The 15,203-nt window shown below is 62.2% G+C and carries 13 protein-coding genes; 5 read left to right on the forward strand and 8 right to left on the reverse strand.

The window, feature by feature from the left end; all coding sequences use genetic code 11:
- Nucleotides 1–22: 22 nt before the first annotated feature.
- Nucleotides 23–1,462 (reverse strand): aldehyde dehydrogenase family protein, encoded by a 1,440-nt coding sequence (locus ACOSV0_RS04345; RefSeq protein ID WP_434108972.1) that lies wholly within the window; start codon nucleotides 1,460–1,462, stop codon nucleotides 23–25.
- A gap of 273 nt (nucleotides 1,463–1,735) precedes the next feature.
- Here ACOSV0_RS04345 and ppa point away from each other — a divergent pair, with 273 nt between their 5' ends.
- Nucleotides 1,736–2,263 carry an inorganic diphosphatase gene (gene ppa / locus ACOSV0_RS04350; RefSeq protein WP_434108973.1) on the forward strand — a complete coding sequence of 176 codons (528 nt, stop codon included), beginning with the start codon at nucleotides 1,736–1,738 and terminating at the stop codon, nucleotides 2,261–2,263.
- Nucleotides 2,264–2,573: 310 nt separating this feature from the next.
- Nucleotides 2,574–4,679 carry an FUSC family protein gene (locus ACOSV0_RS04355; RefSeq protein WP_434108974.1) on the forward strand — a complete coding sequence of 702 codons (2,106 nt, stop codon included), beginning with the start codon at nucleotides 2,574–2,576 and terminating at the stop codon, nucleotides 4,677–4,679.
- Between the two features lie 33 nt (nucleotides 4,680–4,712).
- On the opposite strand, the gene ACOSV0_RS04360 is transcribed toward ACOSV0_RS04355, so the two are convergent.
- Both ACOSV0_RS04360 and ACOSV0_RS04365 read right to left on the reverse strand, forming a co-directional pair.
- Nucleotides 4,713–5,051 carry a GIY-YIG nuclease family protein gene (locus ACOSV0_RS04360; protein WP_434108975.1) on the reverse strand — a complete coding sequence of 113 codons (339 nt, stop codon included), beginning with the start codon at nucleotides 5,049–5,051 and terminating at the stop codon, nucleotides 4,713–4,715.
- 10 nt (nucleotides 5,052–5,061) lie between these two features.
- Complete coding sequence (locus tag ACOSV0_RS04365) at nucleotides 5,062–6,231, reverse strand: GNAT family N-acetyltransferase (protein WP_434108976.1); 1,170 nt, start codon at nucleotides 6,229–6,231, stop codon at nucleotides 5,062–5,064.
- A 133-nt stretch (nucleotides 6,232–6,364) separates the two neighbouring features.
- Here ACOSV0_RS04365 and ACOSV0_RS04370 point away from each other — a divergent pair, with 133 nt between their 5' ends.
- A complete protein-coding gene (locus ACOSV0_RS04370) occupies nucleotides 6,365–8,077 on the forward strand; it encodes an NAD+ synthase (RefSeq protein ID WP_434108978.1) in 1,713 nt (570 codons plus the stop codon).
- Nucleotides 8,078–8,215: 138 nt separating this feature from the next.
- Nucleotides 8,216–8,554 carry a P-II family nitrogen regulator gene (gene glnK / locus ACOSV0_RS04375; protein WP_006048444.1) on the forward strand — a complete coding sequence of 113 codons (339 nt, stop codon included), beginning with the start codon at nucleotides 8,216–8,218 and terminating at the stop codon, nucleotides 8,552–8,554.
- A 239-nt stretch (nucleotides 8,555–8,793) separates the two neighbouring features.
- Here the strand turns inward: glnK and ACOSV0_RS04380 are convergent, their stop codons facing one another.
- The 5 genes from ACOSV0_RS04380 to ACOSV0_RS04400 form a co-directional block, all read right to left on the reverse strand.
- Entirely contained in the window at nucleotides 8,794–9,948 is a 1,155-nt protein-coding gene (locus ACOSV0_RS04380) for a porin (RefSeq protein ID WP_434108979.1), read from the reverse strand.
- A 592-nt stretch (nucleotides 9,949–10,540) separates the two neighbouring features.
- Complete coding sequence (locus ACOSV0_RS04385) at nucleotides 10,541–11,320, reverse strand: ABC transporter ATP-binding protein (protein WP_434108980.1); 780 nt, start codon at nucleotides 11,318–11,320, stop codon at nucleotides 10,541–10,543.
- Between the two features lie 49 nt (nucleotides 11,321–11,369).
- Nucleotides 11,370–12,083 carry an ABC transporter permease gene (locus ACOSV0_RS04390; protein ID WP_434108981.1) on the reverse strand — a complete coding sequence of 238 codons (714 nt, stop codon included), beginning with the start codon at nucleotides 12,081–12,083 and terminating at the stop codon, nucleotides 11,370–11,372.
- Nucleotides 12,080–12,769: an ABC transporter permease gene (locus ACOSV0_RS04395; RefSeq protein WP_434108982.1), complete on the reverse strand. Its 690-nt coding sequence runs from the start codon at nucleotides 12,767–12,769 to the stop codon at nucleotides 12,080–12,082. The genes ACOSV0_RS04390 and ACOSV0_RS04395 overlap by 4 nt, the downstream gene beginning before the upstream one ends.
- 290 nt (nucleotides 12,770–13,059) lie before the next feature.
- Nucleotides 13,060–13,836, reverse strand: coding sequence for an ABC transporter substrate-binding protein (locus ACOSV0_RS04400; protein ID WP_434108983.1), 777 nt, complete (start codon nucleotides 13,834–13,836; stop codon nucleotides 13,060–13,062).
- Between the two features lie 592 nt (nucleotides 13,837–14,428).
- Between ACOSV0_RS04400 and ACOSV0_RS04405 the strand changes: the two genes are divergently transcribed.
- Complete coding sequence (locus ACOSV0_RS04405; protein ID WP_434108984.1) at nucleotides 14,429–15,139, forward strand: pirin family protein; 711 nt, start codon at nucleotides 14,429–14,431, stop codon at nucleotides 15,137–15,139.
- The last annotated feature ends 64 nt before the right edge of the window (nucleotides 15,140–15,203 follow it).

Genomic DNA, 15,203 nt, shown 5'->3' on the forward strand with positions numbered 1-15,203 from the left:
GCGAGTGCCTGACCAACCTTGCCTAACCGTGGCGAATCGCGACGGTCTTCAATACCGTGAAGCCATACAGCGCTTCGAAACCCTTTTCGCGTCCGTGGCCCGAATGCTTCACGCCGCCGAACGGCAATTCGACGCCGCCGCCCGCGCCATAGTTGTTGATGAACACCTGGCCGGAGCGCAGACGCCGCGCAAGGCGCATCTGACGGGCGCCGTCGCGTGTCCAGATACCTGCGACCAGGCCGTACTGCGTGCCGTTGGCGAGCGCGAGCGCTTCGTCTTCGTCGGCAAACGACATGGCGGCGAGGACCGGGCCGAACACTTCGTCGCGCGCCAGACGATGGCTCGCCGGCACGTCGCGCAGCAGCGTGGGCGCCTGATAGAAGCCGCTTTCCGGCGCTTCGGGAATCACTTCGCCGTGCGCTGCCATCGGAATGCCGTCGTGTTGCGCGTCGGAGAGGAAGTCCCACACGCGCTGCTGCTGCTTCGCGTTGATCAGCGGACCGCAGTCGAGATCGGCATGCGACGGTCCGACCCGCAGCGCGTGGAACGCGCCGCTCAGCCGGTCGAGCAGCGGCTCGTAAATGGCCCGCTCGATCAGCACGCGGCTGCCCGCCGAGCAGGTTTGCCCGGCGTTCTGCACGATCGCCGACACCAGCACGGGCAGGGCTGCGTCGAGATCCGCGTCGGCGAACACGATTTGCGGCGATTTGCCGCCCAGTTCCAGCGTGACCGGCACGTGGTTCTCGGCGGCCATCTGCGTGACGAGCTTGCCGGTTTCCGGCGAGCCGGTGAACGAGATGTGATCGATGCCGGGATGACGCGCGAGCGCCGCGCCCGCTTCATGCCCAAACCCGGTGACGATATTCAGCGCGCCCGCCGGCAAACCCGCCTCGGCCGCCAGTTCGGCGACGCGCAATACCGAGAGGCAGGCGTCTTCCGCCGGCTTGACGACGCACGCGTTGCCGGTGGCGAGCGCCGCGCCGACGCTGCGGCCGAAGATCTGCATCGGGTAGTTCCACGGCACGATATGGCCGGTTACGCCATGCGGTTCACGGATCGTCAGCACCGTGTAGCCGGCCTGATAGGGCAACGTTTCGCCGTGCAGCTTGTCCGCCGCGCCGGCGTAAAACTCGAAGTAGCGGGCCAGCGCCGCCGAATCGGCGCGCGCCTGTTTGAGCGGCTTGCCGGTGTCGCGGGCTTCGAGTTGGGCGAGTTCTTCCTGGTGGGCGGCGACCAGCATCGACAGCCGGTACAGCACGCGGCCGCGTTCGGCCGCGCTCGCTTCGCCCCATGCGCCTTCGAAGGCGCGGCGCGCGGCGTGAACGGCCTGGTCGATATCCGCCGCGGTGCCGCGAGCCAGCCGGGTGAAGGGCTGGCCGTCCGAGGGATCGAGCACGGCGATCGTCTCGCCGCCTGATGCAGCGGACCATTCGCCGCCGATGAAATGCCGGGCTTCTTCCATGCATGCTCCTTGAGGTGTCGCGCAGCCGTGACTCAGGCCGGGGTTCAGGCGGGAATCCAGACGCGCGGTGTTCACAAACGAGAGGCACAATCGAGAGACGCCAGACGATTATCGCGCCGATCCAACCCGAGGTGCCATCGGCCGATTGGCTATAATGGCGTATTCCGCACTGTCCGGCCGTAGCGCCTCGGGCTGGCGAGTTTCACGATTCACGCCGCTCGAGATCACGCGCCGCACGCCGTGTTCCGAATTCCATCTGATCAGAGAGCGCTCATGAGCTTCAATCACGTCCCCGCAGGCAAAGACCTTCCGCAAGATTTCAACGTCATCATCGAAATCCCGGCGCAAAGCGATCCGGTGAAGTACGAAGCTGACAAGGAAACGGGCCTGCTCCACGTCGACCGTTTCATCAGCACGGGCATGCGCTATCCGGCGAACTACGGCTACATTCCGCAAACGCTGTCGGGCGACGGCGATCCGGTCGACGTGCTGGTGATCACGCCGTTCCCGCTGCTGGCCGGCTCGGTGGTCCGCGCACGCGCGCTCGGCATGCTGCAAATGACCGACGAATCGGGCGTGGACGCCAAGCTGGTCGCCGTTCCGTACGACAAGGTCTGCCCGATGACCGCCGATCTCAAGTCGATCGACGACGTTCCGGCATACTTGAAAGACCAGATCAAGCACTTCTTCGAGCAATACAAGGCGCTGGAAAAGGGCAAGTGGGTGAAGGTCGAAGGCTGGGCGGGCATCGAAGCCGCGCACAAGGAAATCACCGAAGGCGTGGCGAACTACAAGAAGTAAGCTGCGTTACACCTGTGGTCGATAAAAACCGCGTGAACCTGCAAGGGCCACGCGGTTTTTTCATGGGTGGCGTTTTCGGAAATTTCACTTCGCGTTCAATGTGCATTTGCCGCCCAATCTGTCCACTAGAACGTCGGAGCGCCCGTCCGCGCCGGCACATAGCCACAACGCATCGACTGGATGAACCGAAGGCATTTTTATATCTCAGTGTTTACCCTTATCATTCGGCGGCCCTAGCCGGTTTCCTGCTGGCGGCGTATTAATGCGCTGACGCAGCGCCAATCTGCGGTCCTGGGAGTCCACCGTCCGGATGCTGAATCGCAAGTCCAACCCTTCGTCGTCACGCTGGTCGAGCCGCCTGTACGCGGGTCTGTATGCGCTCGTCACCACGATCTACCGCAAACGGCCGGTATGGATGGTGTCGTTTTCGACGAGCGAGGCCAGTCTGTCGGAAGGACTGAGAGCCGCCTGCGCATCCACTGCCATGCTGGTGCTCGGCAACCTGCTGCACGAGCCGGCCTTCGCATGGGCCGCGATTGGCGCCTTCTGGACCTGTCTCGCCGATGCGGCCGGTTCGAATCGCGCGCGCTTCGCCTCGATGATGGGCTTCGCGCTTCTCTCGACCGTCTGCGGTGGCGTGACCGCCTTCGCCTCAGGCGAGGGGACCGTGTTCGCAGCGCTCGCCATTCTGATATTCACAACGCTCGGCGGGTTCGGCAGGATATGGGGTGCCGCGACATCGCAGGTGACGATTCTCGCCGCGACTGCCTGCGTCGTGATGGTCGACCGGCCGATGCACGACGTTCGGGAAGGCGTGGCGTTTCTCGGCATCTACCTGGCCGGATGTCTGTTTGCCGTTGTGCTGAGCCTGACGGTCTGGCGCATTCATCCGTTCGGCACGAGCCGGGCTTCGTTGCGAGCGGTGTATCTGCGTCTGGCTGACATCGCATTCGACAGCGCGCGCCTGCTCGAACAGCGCGCAGCCCCGGGACAGTGGGCCACCCATGCCGCGAAGTTTCGCGCCGATGCGCGGGCAACGCTCGAGCGCTCGCGCAAGGCGCTGGCGAACGTGCCGGACTCGAGAACGGCCGGCCGCGAAACCTACGACAATCTCCTCGCCCTGCTAACCGAAAGTGAAGCCCTTTTTGCGTATCTGATTGCAGTCACCGGTGCTTGTGAAAAACCCCCGGAAGACGCACGTCATGTCAGACGCGCGGCTCGTCTGCTGACCGGGATAGGCGACGTTCTACGCAGAATCGGCGTGGCCGCTAACGAAGGGCAATGGAATCGTCTCGCCGACCTGCAACGCCGTTTGCGCCGCCTCGCTAGGCGGCTCGAATCCGCATTGATGGAACCCGTGATGCTGAAGTCCGACTTCGAACTGGTCGATTTCGCGCCGACGTACGCTGAGCCGCTGAACTGGCGGGACAGCGCCACAAGATTGCTGACGCGCACGTGGTCGACTCTCAAGGCGAACCTCTCAAGTCAGTCGGTCGGTTTGCGCCACGCTGCGCGCGTGGGCGTCACGACGACAGCGGGCTTTCTGGTCATACGGGCGCTCGGGCTGCCCTTCGGCTATTGGGCCACCATGGCGACGCTGCTGATCCTGCAACCGTCCATTGCCGCGACCTGGCCGAGGAGTATCGAGCGTGCTGCCGGGAGCATCGTCGGCGGCGTGCTGGCGGCCGGCATCGGCTATGCGATCCATTCGCCCATCGGCATTTCATTGGCGGTCTTTCCGCTGGTGGTGGCCACGATGGCGCTGCGTCCCGTCAGCTACAGCCTGTTCGTTCTGTTCCTGACGCCGACCTTTGTGCTCGTGGCCGACTTTGCGACGCCCGGCGCGAACGAATTCGCTTATGCGCTGACGCGGCTCGGCAACAATGTGCTCGGCTGCGTACTGGCACTGCTGGCAACGTTCTATCTGTGGCCGACGCGCGAGAAAGTCGACTATCGCGGTTATTTGAGCGAGGCGGTGCGGGCCAATCTCGGGTATTTGCGGGCGGCGCTGGAGTCGCCGGACCGAAACGGGAAGGACATGGAGCGCTTGCGTCGAGCCGCCGGGTTGGGCAGCAATAACGCCGAGGAAGCGATCGGCCGCATTCGGCTCGAAAAGCTCGAGGACTCGATGGTCGACACGGTGACGCTGACCATACTGAGCGTGTTGCGAAAAATGGCGGGAACGGCGACTCAACTGCGCTTGAGTACGAACCGGCGCGGCATGCACGATGAGCTCGGTGCGTGGATTGCCGCCACGAGCGCGGACATCGAGGCAGCCTTGAATCGAACCTTGCGGCCGATACGGCGCGATCTGCCTGCGCGGGAGCGGTTAACGTCGTTAGAAGCGGATGCGGTGGGGGAAATCGCGCTGATGCATCGGCTGCTGACTGAACGGATGCGCGAGGCGAGGGGATAGGTGGCGACGCGCCGACGGTATGCGACGTCTCTATCAGGACGCGCCGCTGGCCTGTTCCATGTCCCCCGCGGCAAGGGATTCTGATTCAGGCTCGGGTTCGGGCGGCGGCAGCACCGATTCGAGCGTGCGCAATCCCGCTGCCAGCGCCCGCTTTTCGGCAGGCAACAACCGCTTGACCCAATACTCCGCACGCGACGCACTGGACCTGTCCGCCAACTCGAACGACGCCAGCACCTGCACCGGCTTGCGCGAACGCGTATAACGCGCGCCCTCGCCGCTGACGTGTTTGTCGAAGCGCGCCTGCACGTCGACGGCAATGCCGGTATAGACGCTGCCGTCCGAGCATTCGAGCAGATACAGAAACCACGCCATGAGTACGCTTTTAGCCTTTGAACGGATTGTGTTCGCGCAGCTCGTCCACATACGCGTGGATGCTGTTCTTTTCGTTGTCGAGGAAATGGCCGACCGCATCGGCGAAGGCCGGATGCGCGAGCCAGTGCGCCGAGCGCGTCACGGTCGGCAAGAAACCACGCGCCATTTTATGCTCGCCCTGGGCGCCGCCTTCGAACGCGCCGAGCTTTTCTTCGATGCAGAATTCGAGCGGCTGGTAGTACGCGGTTTCGAAGTGCAGGCAGGGCACGTGTTCCAGCGCGCCCCAGTAACGGCCATAGAGCGTGCCGCCGGTTTTCCCGTCGCGCTGATAGACCACGAGCGAGCTGGCGATCGGCTTGCCTTCGTATTCGGCGATCACCAGCAGCAGATTTTCCGGCATCGACGCGCCAATCATCCGGAAGAAATCGAGGTTCAGATACGGACTCGAAAAGTGCTCGCGATAGGTTTGCCGATAACACTTGCTGAAGAATCGCCAGTCGGCGTCCTGGATATCTTCGCCGCGAATCCGGCGCATCGTCACACCGGCTTCCTGAACCTTGCGACGCTCCGCGCGGATGTTCTTACGCTTCTTCTGTTCGAGCGTGGAGAGGAAATCGTCGAAGTCACGATAGCCGTCGTTCAGCCAGTGGAACTGCACGCCTTCGCGCTGCATCATGCCCATGTCGGTCAGCGCAGCGCTTTCCGTTTCGGTCGGGAACAGCACGTGCAGCGAGGACACGTCGGCCTGCTCCGCGAACGCCATCAGCGTTGCCGCCAGATGCCGGAGCGCATGCGTATCCGCCGACAACAGCCGGTTGCCTTGCACCGGGGTGAACGGCACCGCGCACAGCAGCTTCGGGTAATACGGCAGACCGTTGCGCTTGTACGCGTCGGCCCAGGCCCAATCGAAGACATATTCGCCGTACGAGTGCCCTTTCAGATACACGGGCGCGGCTGCCACGAGCTTGTCCGTGCGCGGGTCGGTGAGCGTGACGAATTGCGGCGCCCAGCCGGTATCGGCGACCGCGCATCGGGTCGCGTGCAGCGCGCTCAGGAACTCGTGCCGCAGAAACGGCGTGGGTTGCGCCTGCTGGGCGAGGAGGGCATTCCATTCGGCGGCGTCCACCTCGGAGGGCGACGCCAGAATGCCCGTGCGATAATCAAAGCGTTCCTGGTTCAATCTGTGTGACTGTTCCCAATGAGCGACGCGCAGCATTTGGCGGTGCGTCGTTCGTTTATCCGATTTGTCCGTTGCCGTCGAGCTGACCAGCCGCGGTACTCGCAAGCCGTCTGGCTTGCCTGTCGATCCTGCCATGAAGACCCGAATCGCTCTTGCTCAAATCAATGTCACCGTCGGCGACTTCGCCGGCAATGTCGCGAAGATTGTCGCTGCCGCGCGCGCCGCGCACAACGATGGTGCGAAGCTGCTGATCGCGCCTGAACTCGCGCTCTCAGGTTATCCGCCCGAAGATCTGCTGCTGCGTCCCGCGTTCTACACCGCGAGTGCGGCGGCGCTCGCCGATCTGGCTACGCAACTGAAGCCCTTCGCCGGTTTGCATGTGATCGTCGGCCATCCGCTGCGCGATGTGACACACGCGGTCGCACACAGCGCGGCGCACGGCCATGGTAATGCAAACGCGCCGATCGAGCGCGGCGTCCCGCCGGTCGACACCTTCAACGCGGCCTCGCTGATCGTGGATGGGAAAGTGGTCGGCACCTATCGCAAGCAGGATTTGCCCAATACCGAGGTGTTCGACGAGAAGCGTTACTTCGCTTCCGATCCGCAGCCGTTCGTGTTCGAACTGGACGGTGTGAAGTACGGCGTGGTGATTTGCGAGGACGCGTGGCACGCGTCGGCCGCGCAAATGGCGAAGGCGGCGGGCGCGCAAGTGCTGCTGATTCCGAACGGCTCGCCCTATCACCTGAACAAGGAAGCGGTGCGCTTCGACATTCTGCGCGCACGGATTCGCGAGACCGGCTTGCCCATGGTCTACGTGAACATGGTTGGCGCACAGGACGAACTGGTGTTCGACGGCGGCTCGTTCGTGCTCGATGAACAGGGCGAACTGGTCGCGAAGATGGCGCAGTTCGAGGAGGGCAACGCAATTGTCGAGTTCGACGGCGGCAAGCCGGCGCCCACGGCGATCGCGCCGGAGCTTTCGCTCGAAGCGCAGGTGTACGCCGCGCTCGTGATGGGCGTGCGCGACTACATCAACAAGAACGGTTTCCCGGGTGCGCTGATCGGCCTGTCGGGCGGCGTGGATTCGGCGCTGGTGCTGGCCGTCGCGTGCGACGCGCTGGGCGCCGACCGTGTGCGCGCGGTGATGATGCCGTCGCGCTACACCGCGGACATTTCAACCACCGACGCCGCCGAGATGGCGCGCCGCGTCGGCGTGCGTTACGACGAAATCGCAATCGCGCCGATGTTCGACGCGTTCCGCAGCTCGCTCGCCGAGGAATTCGCCGGCCGCGCCGAAGACGCCACCGAAGAAAACATTCAGGCGCGCATTCGCGGCACCTTGCTGATGGCGCTGTCGAACAAGTTCGGCTCGATCGTGCTGACCACCGGCAACAAGAGCGAGATGGCGGTGGGCTACTGCACGTTATACGGCGACATGGCCGGCGGCTTTGCGGTGATTAAGGACATTGCCAAGACGCTGGTCTATAAGCTTTGTCACTACCGCAATCAAGCCACCACCTTCAGCAAGCAGGATGTGATCCCCGAGCGGATTCTGACGCGCGCGCCCTCGGCCGAACTGCGCGAGAACCAGACCGATCAGGACAGCTTGCCGCCGTACGAAGTGCTCGACGCGATCATGCGCATGTACATGGAAGAGGACCGTTCGCTCGCCGAAATTATCGCGGCGGGCTACGCGGTCGACGACGTGAAACGCGTCACGCGCCTCATCAAGATCAACGAATACAAACGCCGTCAGGCGCCGATCGGCATTCGCGTCACGCATCGCGCGTTCGGCCGCGACTGGCGCTATCCGATTACGTCGCGCTACACCGAGCCGGTGGAGTGAGTCTCAGGCGAACGGCTGCGGACTTACCCGATAGCAGACCAGAAGCGCGCGCCGGATCGCCGCAACGCATCCGGCGCGGCGTAGAATAAAAATCATCCATTTCCCTTTCAACCTTCCAATCACGAGATGAGGTCCGCCATGAAGCGCATCACTGCAGTCATCAAACCGTTCAAACTCGACGAAGTGCGCGAGGCGCTCGCTGAAGTCGGCCTCACGGGGTTGACCGTTACTGAAGTCAAGGGTTTCGGCCGGCAAAAAGGCCACACTGAGCTCTATCGTGGTGCAGAGTATGTGGTCGACTTTCTGCCGAAAGTGAAGATCGAAGTGGTGGTCGCGGACAACCAGTGTGATCAGGTGATCGACGCGATCATCGGCGCGGCGCGCACCGGCAAGATCGGCGACGGCAAGATTTTCGTCGCGGACGTGGAGCGTGTGATCCGGATTCGCACGGGCGAGGAAAACGAAGCGGCAGTTTGAGCGGTTCGACTCGCACTGTTGAAACGCAGAGTTAAAGCACCGGTATCGACACCCGCGCAACGCGCGCACCGAACAGGTGCGCCGGGGCCGTGGCAAAACTGCGCGCACGAATAAAAAACGGTGCGATACCCTTTCGGACATCGCACCGATACGCGCCTCTCGCAGCAGCGTGAAAAAGATTCTCTTGAAGAACTCGTTACACCACCCCGAAGGAAATTCCCTCGGGGCACACCGTTCGATTAGAACGAGTGTTGAATACCTGCATACACACCAGTCTGGCTATGACCCGGCAGCGGGTTGTCCGTTGCGGTGGACGTGCCGGCATTGTCAGCGTTCAGGCCGAAGTTAGCATTCTTGCTGTTGCGTGCCGTAGCGATCTGGAGATCCAGCAGCGTGCGCTTGGACAGGTTGTACGAGCCGCCGATCGTGTAGATCGTCGCATTGCCTGCGCCATTGTTGCCGTTGACGTGATAGACGGCTGCAATCAGCGCTGCAGCCGGCGTTGCTTGCCACGTCACACCGCCCCATTCGTGATCGAGCGTGGTCGGCTGGCCCGGCAGAACGCCCGTAGCACCTGCCGAACGGATCGCCTGGTACGCGCCCTGAATCTTGAACTGGCCGAGGAACACGTTCACCAGTGCCGAGTATTCGCGCGATGCCGCGAAGACGCCGGTGGAGATGTTAGCCGCGTTGGCCGAAGTGGCGGCAGCCGGACCGTACAGGACGCCGTTGCCCGGGTTGCGAATTTCGTCATACAGACCGCGAACCTGGAACAGCGAGTTCGTGTAAGTGATCTGTGCGCCAGCTTCGCGACCTTGAGCGGTCGTGCCGTTGCCGTTCCAGTTCGTTGCATTCGACAGGGCGTATTGACCGTAGAAGTCAAAGCCTGCGATCTTCGGCGACTGGTACGAAATGTTGTTGCTCGATTGCGGCCAGTTGCGGCCACGCACCAGCGACGCCGACGACCAGTTCGACTGACCGAACGGATCGAAGTCCCACACGCCATTCGAAATGAAGAGTTCGCGACCCAACAGCAGCGTACCGAATGCGTCGTTCGACATACCGACCGTCGCCCAGCGATTGAAGAGACCGCCGCCGCCAGGGCCCGAGCCGTTCATCGTGTTGAAGGAGCCTTCCAACTGGAACAGGACCTTGTTACCGCCACCGATGTCCTCAACGCCCTTCATGCCCCACAGGCTGGTACCCCAGTCGCCGCTTTCTGCTCTGAAACGGTTCGTGCTGCCAGTCGACTGGCCGTTTGCACCGACGCCTTGCGGAACGCCCGACATGTATTCCAGGCCTGCGTCAAGGCGGCCGTACAGCGTCACGCTGCTTTGGGCGTGAGCAACTACACCGGCTGTCATCAGCGCAGCGGCGAGCAAAGCTTTCTTCATCTTCTCCTCCATACCCTGTCAAAAAGTGAAACCCAGTACTGCGAATGGTGTTCGGACACAAGCGCGCCGAACAGGAATCGGTACCAGGGAGATTAGCGGGTGGATTGGGTCTCCTGCCGTGACGGATAGCCTCAACGGGCTATTCTTTGCGTCATGCCGATCCCTCGCCGACCGGTTCTCCTCTGTTGCTTTGAAGTGAAACTACTTTTAATGAACTTTGTTTTGCTACTTTGGTTACTAATTTATCAAAAATACCCCTGACTGGGAGAAGAAATTAGTACCGACCTGGGCCGGTGTCTCCAAATTGCAATACGAATGTGCACGGGGAAGCGTTACAACGTCCCTAAAAAGCCGGGAAACCCTTATGCCGCAAGGGAATCACGGATTGGGACGAGCAACGTTAAGGATTGCCACTATTGACGCTTCAAATGCAGCAGAGTAAGGCGGGAAGAGGGCGGTTTGAGGCTGGTTCAAGCCCATTTTCGAGGCCAGAACGGCCGGAATGTACAGGTGAGCGAAGTAAAAAAGGCGCTCGTAAGCGCCTTGTAATACTACTTTGACTACAACCCAAATACCAGGCTGTACGACAGTCTTATTTGAGACTGCCGGAAAGGAATTGCCTGAGCCGTTCGCTCTTCGTGTTCCTGAAGACTTCGTCCGGATGGCCTTCTTCTTCGACGCGGCCTTGATGCAGGAACATCACGTGATTCGACACGTTGCGTGCGAACGCCATTTCATGAGTGACGACGATCATCGTGCGGCCTTCTTCGGCGAGCGTCTGCATGACCTTGAGCACTTCGCCGACCAGTTCGGGATCGAGCGCGGAAGTCGGCTCGTCGAACAGCATGACATCCGGATGCATGGCCAGCGCGCGTGCGATTGCCACGCGTTGCTGCTGGCCGCCTGACAGATGTGACGGGTACTGTTTTTCCAGGCGCGGCGCGAGACCCACTTTCTCGAGATATTCACGCGCCCGCTCTTCGGCCTCCTTGCGCTTCAGACCCAGCACGTTGACCGGTGCCTCGATGATGTTCTCGAGCACGTTCATGTGCGACCACAGGTTGAAGTGCTGGAACACCATCGACAGCCTGGTGCGCACGCGCTGCAACTGCTTCGGATCGGACACGCGCAAAGCGCCGTTCTTGGCGAGCTGCGTGCGGACTTCTTCACCGTCGACAAAAATGCGCCCGGAGTTCGGCTGCTCGAGGAAGTTGATGCAGCGGAGCATCGTGCTCTTGCCCGAACCGGACGAGCCGATCACGCTGATCACGTCGCCGGCATTGGCCTTCAGCGACACGCCCTTGAGGACTTCGTTGTCGCCGTACTGTTTGTGAAGCTCGTCGACGAAGAGCTTTTGCTTCCTGGTGTTCATCGGGGTCCTTGGCGGGCTTACATGCTTGGGGGCGTAGCGCCCATCTTGTTTACTTGCCTTGCGGCCGCAGGTAAGCGAGCCAGCGGCGCTCGGCGCGGCGGAACAGCCACACGAGCGCAAAAGAAATGCACAGATAGAGCAGGGCGGCGAGGCCGAACGCATTGAACGACTGATACGTGGCCGAGTTCACGTCGCGCGCGATCTTGAGAATGTCCGGCACGGTCGCGGTGAACGCGACGGTGGTGGCGTGCAGCATCAGGATCACTTCGTTGCTGTAGTACGGCAACGCGCGGCGCAGCGCCGACGGCAGAATCACGCGACGGTACAGCGTGAACGACGACATGCCATACGCGCGCGCCGCTTCGATCTCGCCATACGGCGTGGCCTTGATCGCACCCGCGAAAATTTCGGTGGTGTACGCGCAGGTGTTCAGCGTGAACGCGAGCAGCGTGCAGTGCATGCCGTCGCGGAAGAACGCGTTGGTCAGCTCGTGATTGCGAATGATCTCGAGACTGTACAAGCCGGTGTAGCAGAGCAGCAGTTGCACGTAGAGCGGCGTGCCGCGAAAGATATACGTATACAGCCACACCAGACCTGCGAGCCACTTCTTCTTCGACACGCGCGCGACCGCGAGGGGGATCGACAGGCAGAAGCCGAGTCCGATCGACACCACCAGCAGCCACAGCGTGATCACGACGCCGGTGAGACGGTAGCCGTCGCTGTAAAGATAGTTGCGCCAGTATTCCTGAATGATCTCGATCATAGATCCGCCTTTCGTACGCCGGTCGAGTAACGCTTTTCGAGGTACATCAGCACGAAGTTGGACACTGTGGTGATGACGAGATAGATCGCCCCTGCGAGCAGGGTGAAGAAGAAGAACCGCAACGTGCCCTTGCCCGCGTCCTGCGAGGCCTTGACCACATCCGCGAGGCCGATGATCGACACCAGCGCCGTGGCTTTCACCATCACCTGCCAGTTATTGCCGATGCCGGGCAGCGCGAAGCGCATCATCTGCGGGAACATGATCCGCGAGAACACTTGCCAGCCTGTCATGCCGTAAGCCGCGCCCGCTTCGAGCTGGCCGCGCGGCACCGCGAGAAACGCGCCGCGGAAAGTCTCGGTGAAGTACGCGCCGTAGATGAAGCCCAGCACCGCGACGCCGGCCACGAACGGGTCGATGTCGATCTGGTCCCAGCCGAGCAGGTCGGTCAGGTTATTCAGCCAGATCTGGATGCTGTAGAACAGCAGCAGCATCAGCACGAGGTCGGGCACGCCGCGCACGAGCGTCGTGTAGACGGTGCCGACGCTATAGGAGACGCGATTCTTCGACAGTTTCGCCGCCGCGCCGAGCAGGCCCAGCACAAAAGCGAACGCCAGCGACAACACCGCCAGTTTGACGGTTTGCCAGGTGCCGTTAAGAAGCAGCGGGCCGTAGCCTTGAAGGAACATATGGGGTCCTTGACAATGCGCTTGTGACGCACCGCGAAAGACGCGGCCAACTGTGCACCGCGGGAAACGCGGGGCACAGCGCACCGCTGTGCAAATCATGACTGCATGGCCGTTGCCGGTCTTGCAGCGCGCTTTTCGACTCTCGTTCTGAATCGGGGTTGAAACTGTTTCTGAAGCTGCCGTTCAAGCTGCTTTTGAATCTCTTGCGACTGTATTACGAAGCCTCGGGAAAGCCCATGCGGGCGAGCCCCGAGTGAGTGACCCGTTCAGCGGCCAGCTCAGTGACCAGCTCAGTGACCAGGATAAATATCGACGTCGAAGTACTGCTTTTCGAGCTTCCTGAACGTACCGTCCTGGTGCACCTGCGCCAACGCCTGGTTGAACATCGCTTTCAGCTCGACGTCCTCCTTGCGCAGGCCGATGGCCGTACCGTCACCGATTGTCCTGGGGTCTTTCACTTCCGGGCCGGCCCAGGCGAAGCCTTTACCGCGCGGCGTCTTCAGAAACCCGGCATCGGCTTGCAATTCGTCCTGCAACGCGGCGTCGAGACGCCCCGACGCGATGTCGGCGTACACCTGATCCTGATTCTGATAGGACACCACGGTCACGCCTTTGGGCTGCCAATACGCCTTGGCGTAGGCCTCCTGAGTCGAGCCCTGCTCGACGCCGACATGCTTGCCCTTCAGCGATTCAGCCGTGGGCAGCAGCGGGGAGCCGGCTTTCGCGATCATGCGGGCCGGCGCGTCGAACAGCTTGTCGGAGAAATCGATCTGCTCGCGGCGCTTGTCCGTGACGGTCAGCGACGACACGATCGCGTCGAACTTCTTGCCCTTCAGCGCCGGGATGATCCCGTCCAGATCCTGCTCGACCCACACGCACTTGACGTTCATCTTCGCGCACAGCGCTTTCGTCAAATCGACGTCGAAGCCGACGACCTGACCGCTGGCCGCGGTCGATTCGAACGGCGGGTAGCTGGCGTCCACCCCGATGCGCACGGTTTTCCATTCTTTCGCCATCGCGCCGGTGGCCATGACGGCAAGCGCCACGCACAGTGCGGCCTTCTTCATGTTTCTCCTGGATCAAACTGATCGTCGTGGTGTGCCGATCTCGACGACCGCCGGCTCATGGCCGGCCGTCGCTATTCTAGGCGGTCAAAATTGTCGCGCCGCGTGTGGGTTTCGCTTCGGCACGCTTCGCTCCGCTTGAGTCTCGCCGACGTCTTTTCGGCGTGATCGAGGACAATCGGCGAGGCGCTGAAACCCGTGGCTGTTCCATCGCGGCCCAGGCTGCCGGGGCCGCCGGCGCACCTTGGGCGCCCACGCGTCTCGAAAAGGGCGGTATTTTACCCGAACAGGGGCGTGGCGCCAGCGCGGGATGCCGCTGCCCACCCGATGGCAGGGTGTATGCGTTGTGGCTGCGCGACGGTGCCGGGTCGCGGTCCGGGTGCGCCTGGCGCGCGTTCATTCTGGTTAATGATCGACAAACAGGCGGCCGGTGTTGCGAAAACGGCCGCCAGCAGCCGGTCAGGCCGTGCCGTGCGCCCGACCGGCGCACGATTGCACGGATTTATGAAACGATCCGGTGCGGCGTTGCCGATTGTTTAGCATGCTTCGCGCCCATACATTCTGGGCATCGCTATTTATTCTCCGGGAGATTTCCATGATCGAGATTCGCCGTTCCGACGAACGCGGCCACGCCAATCACGGCTGGCTCGACTCGTATCACAGCTTTTCGTTTGCTGACTACCGCGACCCGCAACACGTGCATTTCGGACCGCTGAGGGTGATCAACGAAGACCGCATCGCCGGCGGCGAAGGCTTCGGCACGCACGGCCATCGCGATATGGAAATCGTCACTTATGTGCTCGAAGGCGCGCTCGCGCACCGCGACAGCATGGGCAACGGCTCGACCATCCGCCCCGGCGACGTGCAGCGCATGAGCGCCGGCACCGGCGTGCAGCACAGCGAGTTCAATGCGTCGCAGGACGAGATGGCGCATCTGCTGCAGATCTGGGTGATCCCGCAACGCGCGGGCGACCAGCCGGGCTACGAGGAAAAACGCTTCGACGATACCGACAAGCGCGGGCGTCTGCGCGTGATCGCCTCGCCTGACGGCCGGGACGGCTCTGTCACGATTCATGCGGATGCTTCGATCTACGCCGCGCTGATCGACGGTGCGGAACAGGCGGCGTTCGCGTTGCCGAAAGGCCGGCTGGCGTACGTGCACGTGGCGCGCGGAGCGGTGACTGTGAACGGCGAAGCGCTTCAGGCCGGCGATGCCGCCAAGCTCAGCGAGACAGATAAGGTGACGTTTGAAAAGGGTGAAAACGCCGAAGTGCTGCTGTTCGATCTCGGTCCGCTCAATGGATAAGCGTGGATTGGTGCCAATCGTCGGCCGGGCATTCATCGGCTGATGGTTGGTGGGCGTCGGGTGC

The organism is Paraburkholderia caffeinilytica (genome assembly GCF_051027425.1).
GTDB classification, from domain to species: domain Bacteria; phylum Pseudomonadota; class Gammaproteobacteria; order Burkholderiales; family Burkholderiaceae; genus Paraburkholderia; species Paraburkholderia caffeinilytica_A.

Excerpts from the sequence above, each read along its gene's own strand:
- ACOSV0_RS04345 (WP_434108972.1), bottom strand. The coding sequence starts at position 1,462 with ATGGAAGAAGCCCGGCATTTCATCGGCGGCGAATGGTCCGCTGCATCA.
- ppa (WP_434108973.1), top strand. The coding sequence starts at position 1,736 with ATGAGCTTCAATCACGTCCCCGCAGGCAAAGACCTTCCGCAAGATTTC.
- ACOSV0_RS04355 (WP_434108974.1), top strand. The coding sequence starts at position 2,574 with ATGCTGAATCGCAAGTCCAACCCTTCGTCGTCACGCTGGTCGAGCCGC.
- ACOSV0_RS04360 (WP_434108975.1), bottom strand. The coding sequence starts at position 5,051 with ATGGCGTGGTTTCTGTATCTGCTCGAATGCTCGGACGGCAGCGTCTAT.
- ACOSV0_RS04370 (WP_434108978.1), top strand. The coding sequence starts at position 6,365 with ATGAAGACCCGAATCGCTCTTGCTCAAATCAATGTCACCGTCGGCGAC.
- glnK (WP_006048444.1), top strand. The coding sequence starts at position 8,216 with ATGAAGCGCATCACTGCAGTCATCAAACCGTTCAAACTCGACGAAGTG.
- ACOSV0_RS04380 (WP_434108979.1), bottom strand. The coding sequence starts at position 9,948 with ATGAAGAAAGCTTTGCTCGCCGCTGCGCTGATGACAGCCGGTGTAGTT.
- ACOSV0_RS04385 (WP_434108980.1), bottom strand. The coding sequence starts at position 11,320 with ATGAACACCAGGAAGCAAAAGCTCTTCGTCGACGAGCTTCACAAACAG.
- ACOSV0_RS04390 (WP_434108981.1), bottom strand. The coding sequence starts at position 12,083 with ATGATCGAGATCATTCAGGAATACTGGCGCAACTATCTTTACAGCGAC.
- ACOSV0_RS04395 (WP_434108982.1), bottom strand. The coding sequence starts at position 12,769 with ATGTTCCTTCAAGGCTACGGCCCGCTGCTTCTTAACGGCACCTGGCAA.
- ACOSV0_RS04400 (WP_434108983.1), bottom strand. The coding sequence starts at position 13,836 with ATGAAGAAGGCCGCACTGTGCGTGGCGCTTGCCGTCATGGCCACCGGC.
- ACOSV0_RS04405 (WP_434108984.1), top strand. The coding sequence starts at position 14,429 with ATGATCGAGATTCGCCGTTCCGACGAACGCGGCCACGCCAATCACGGC.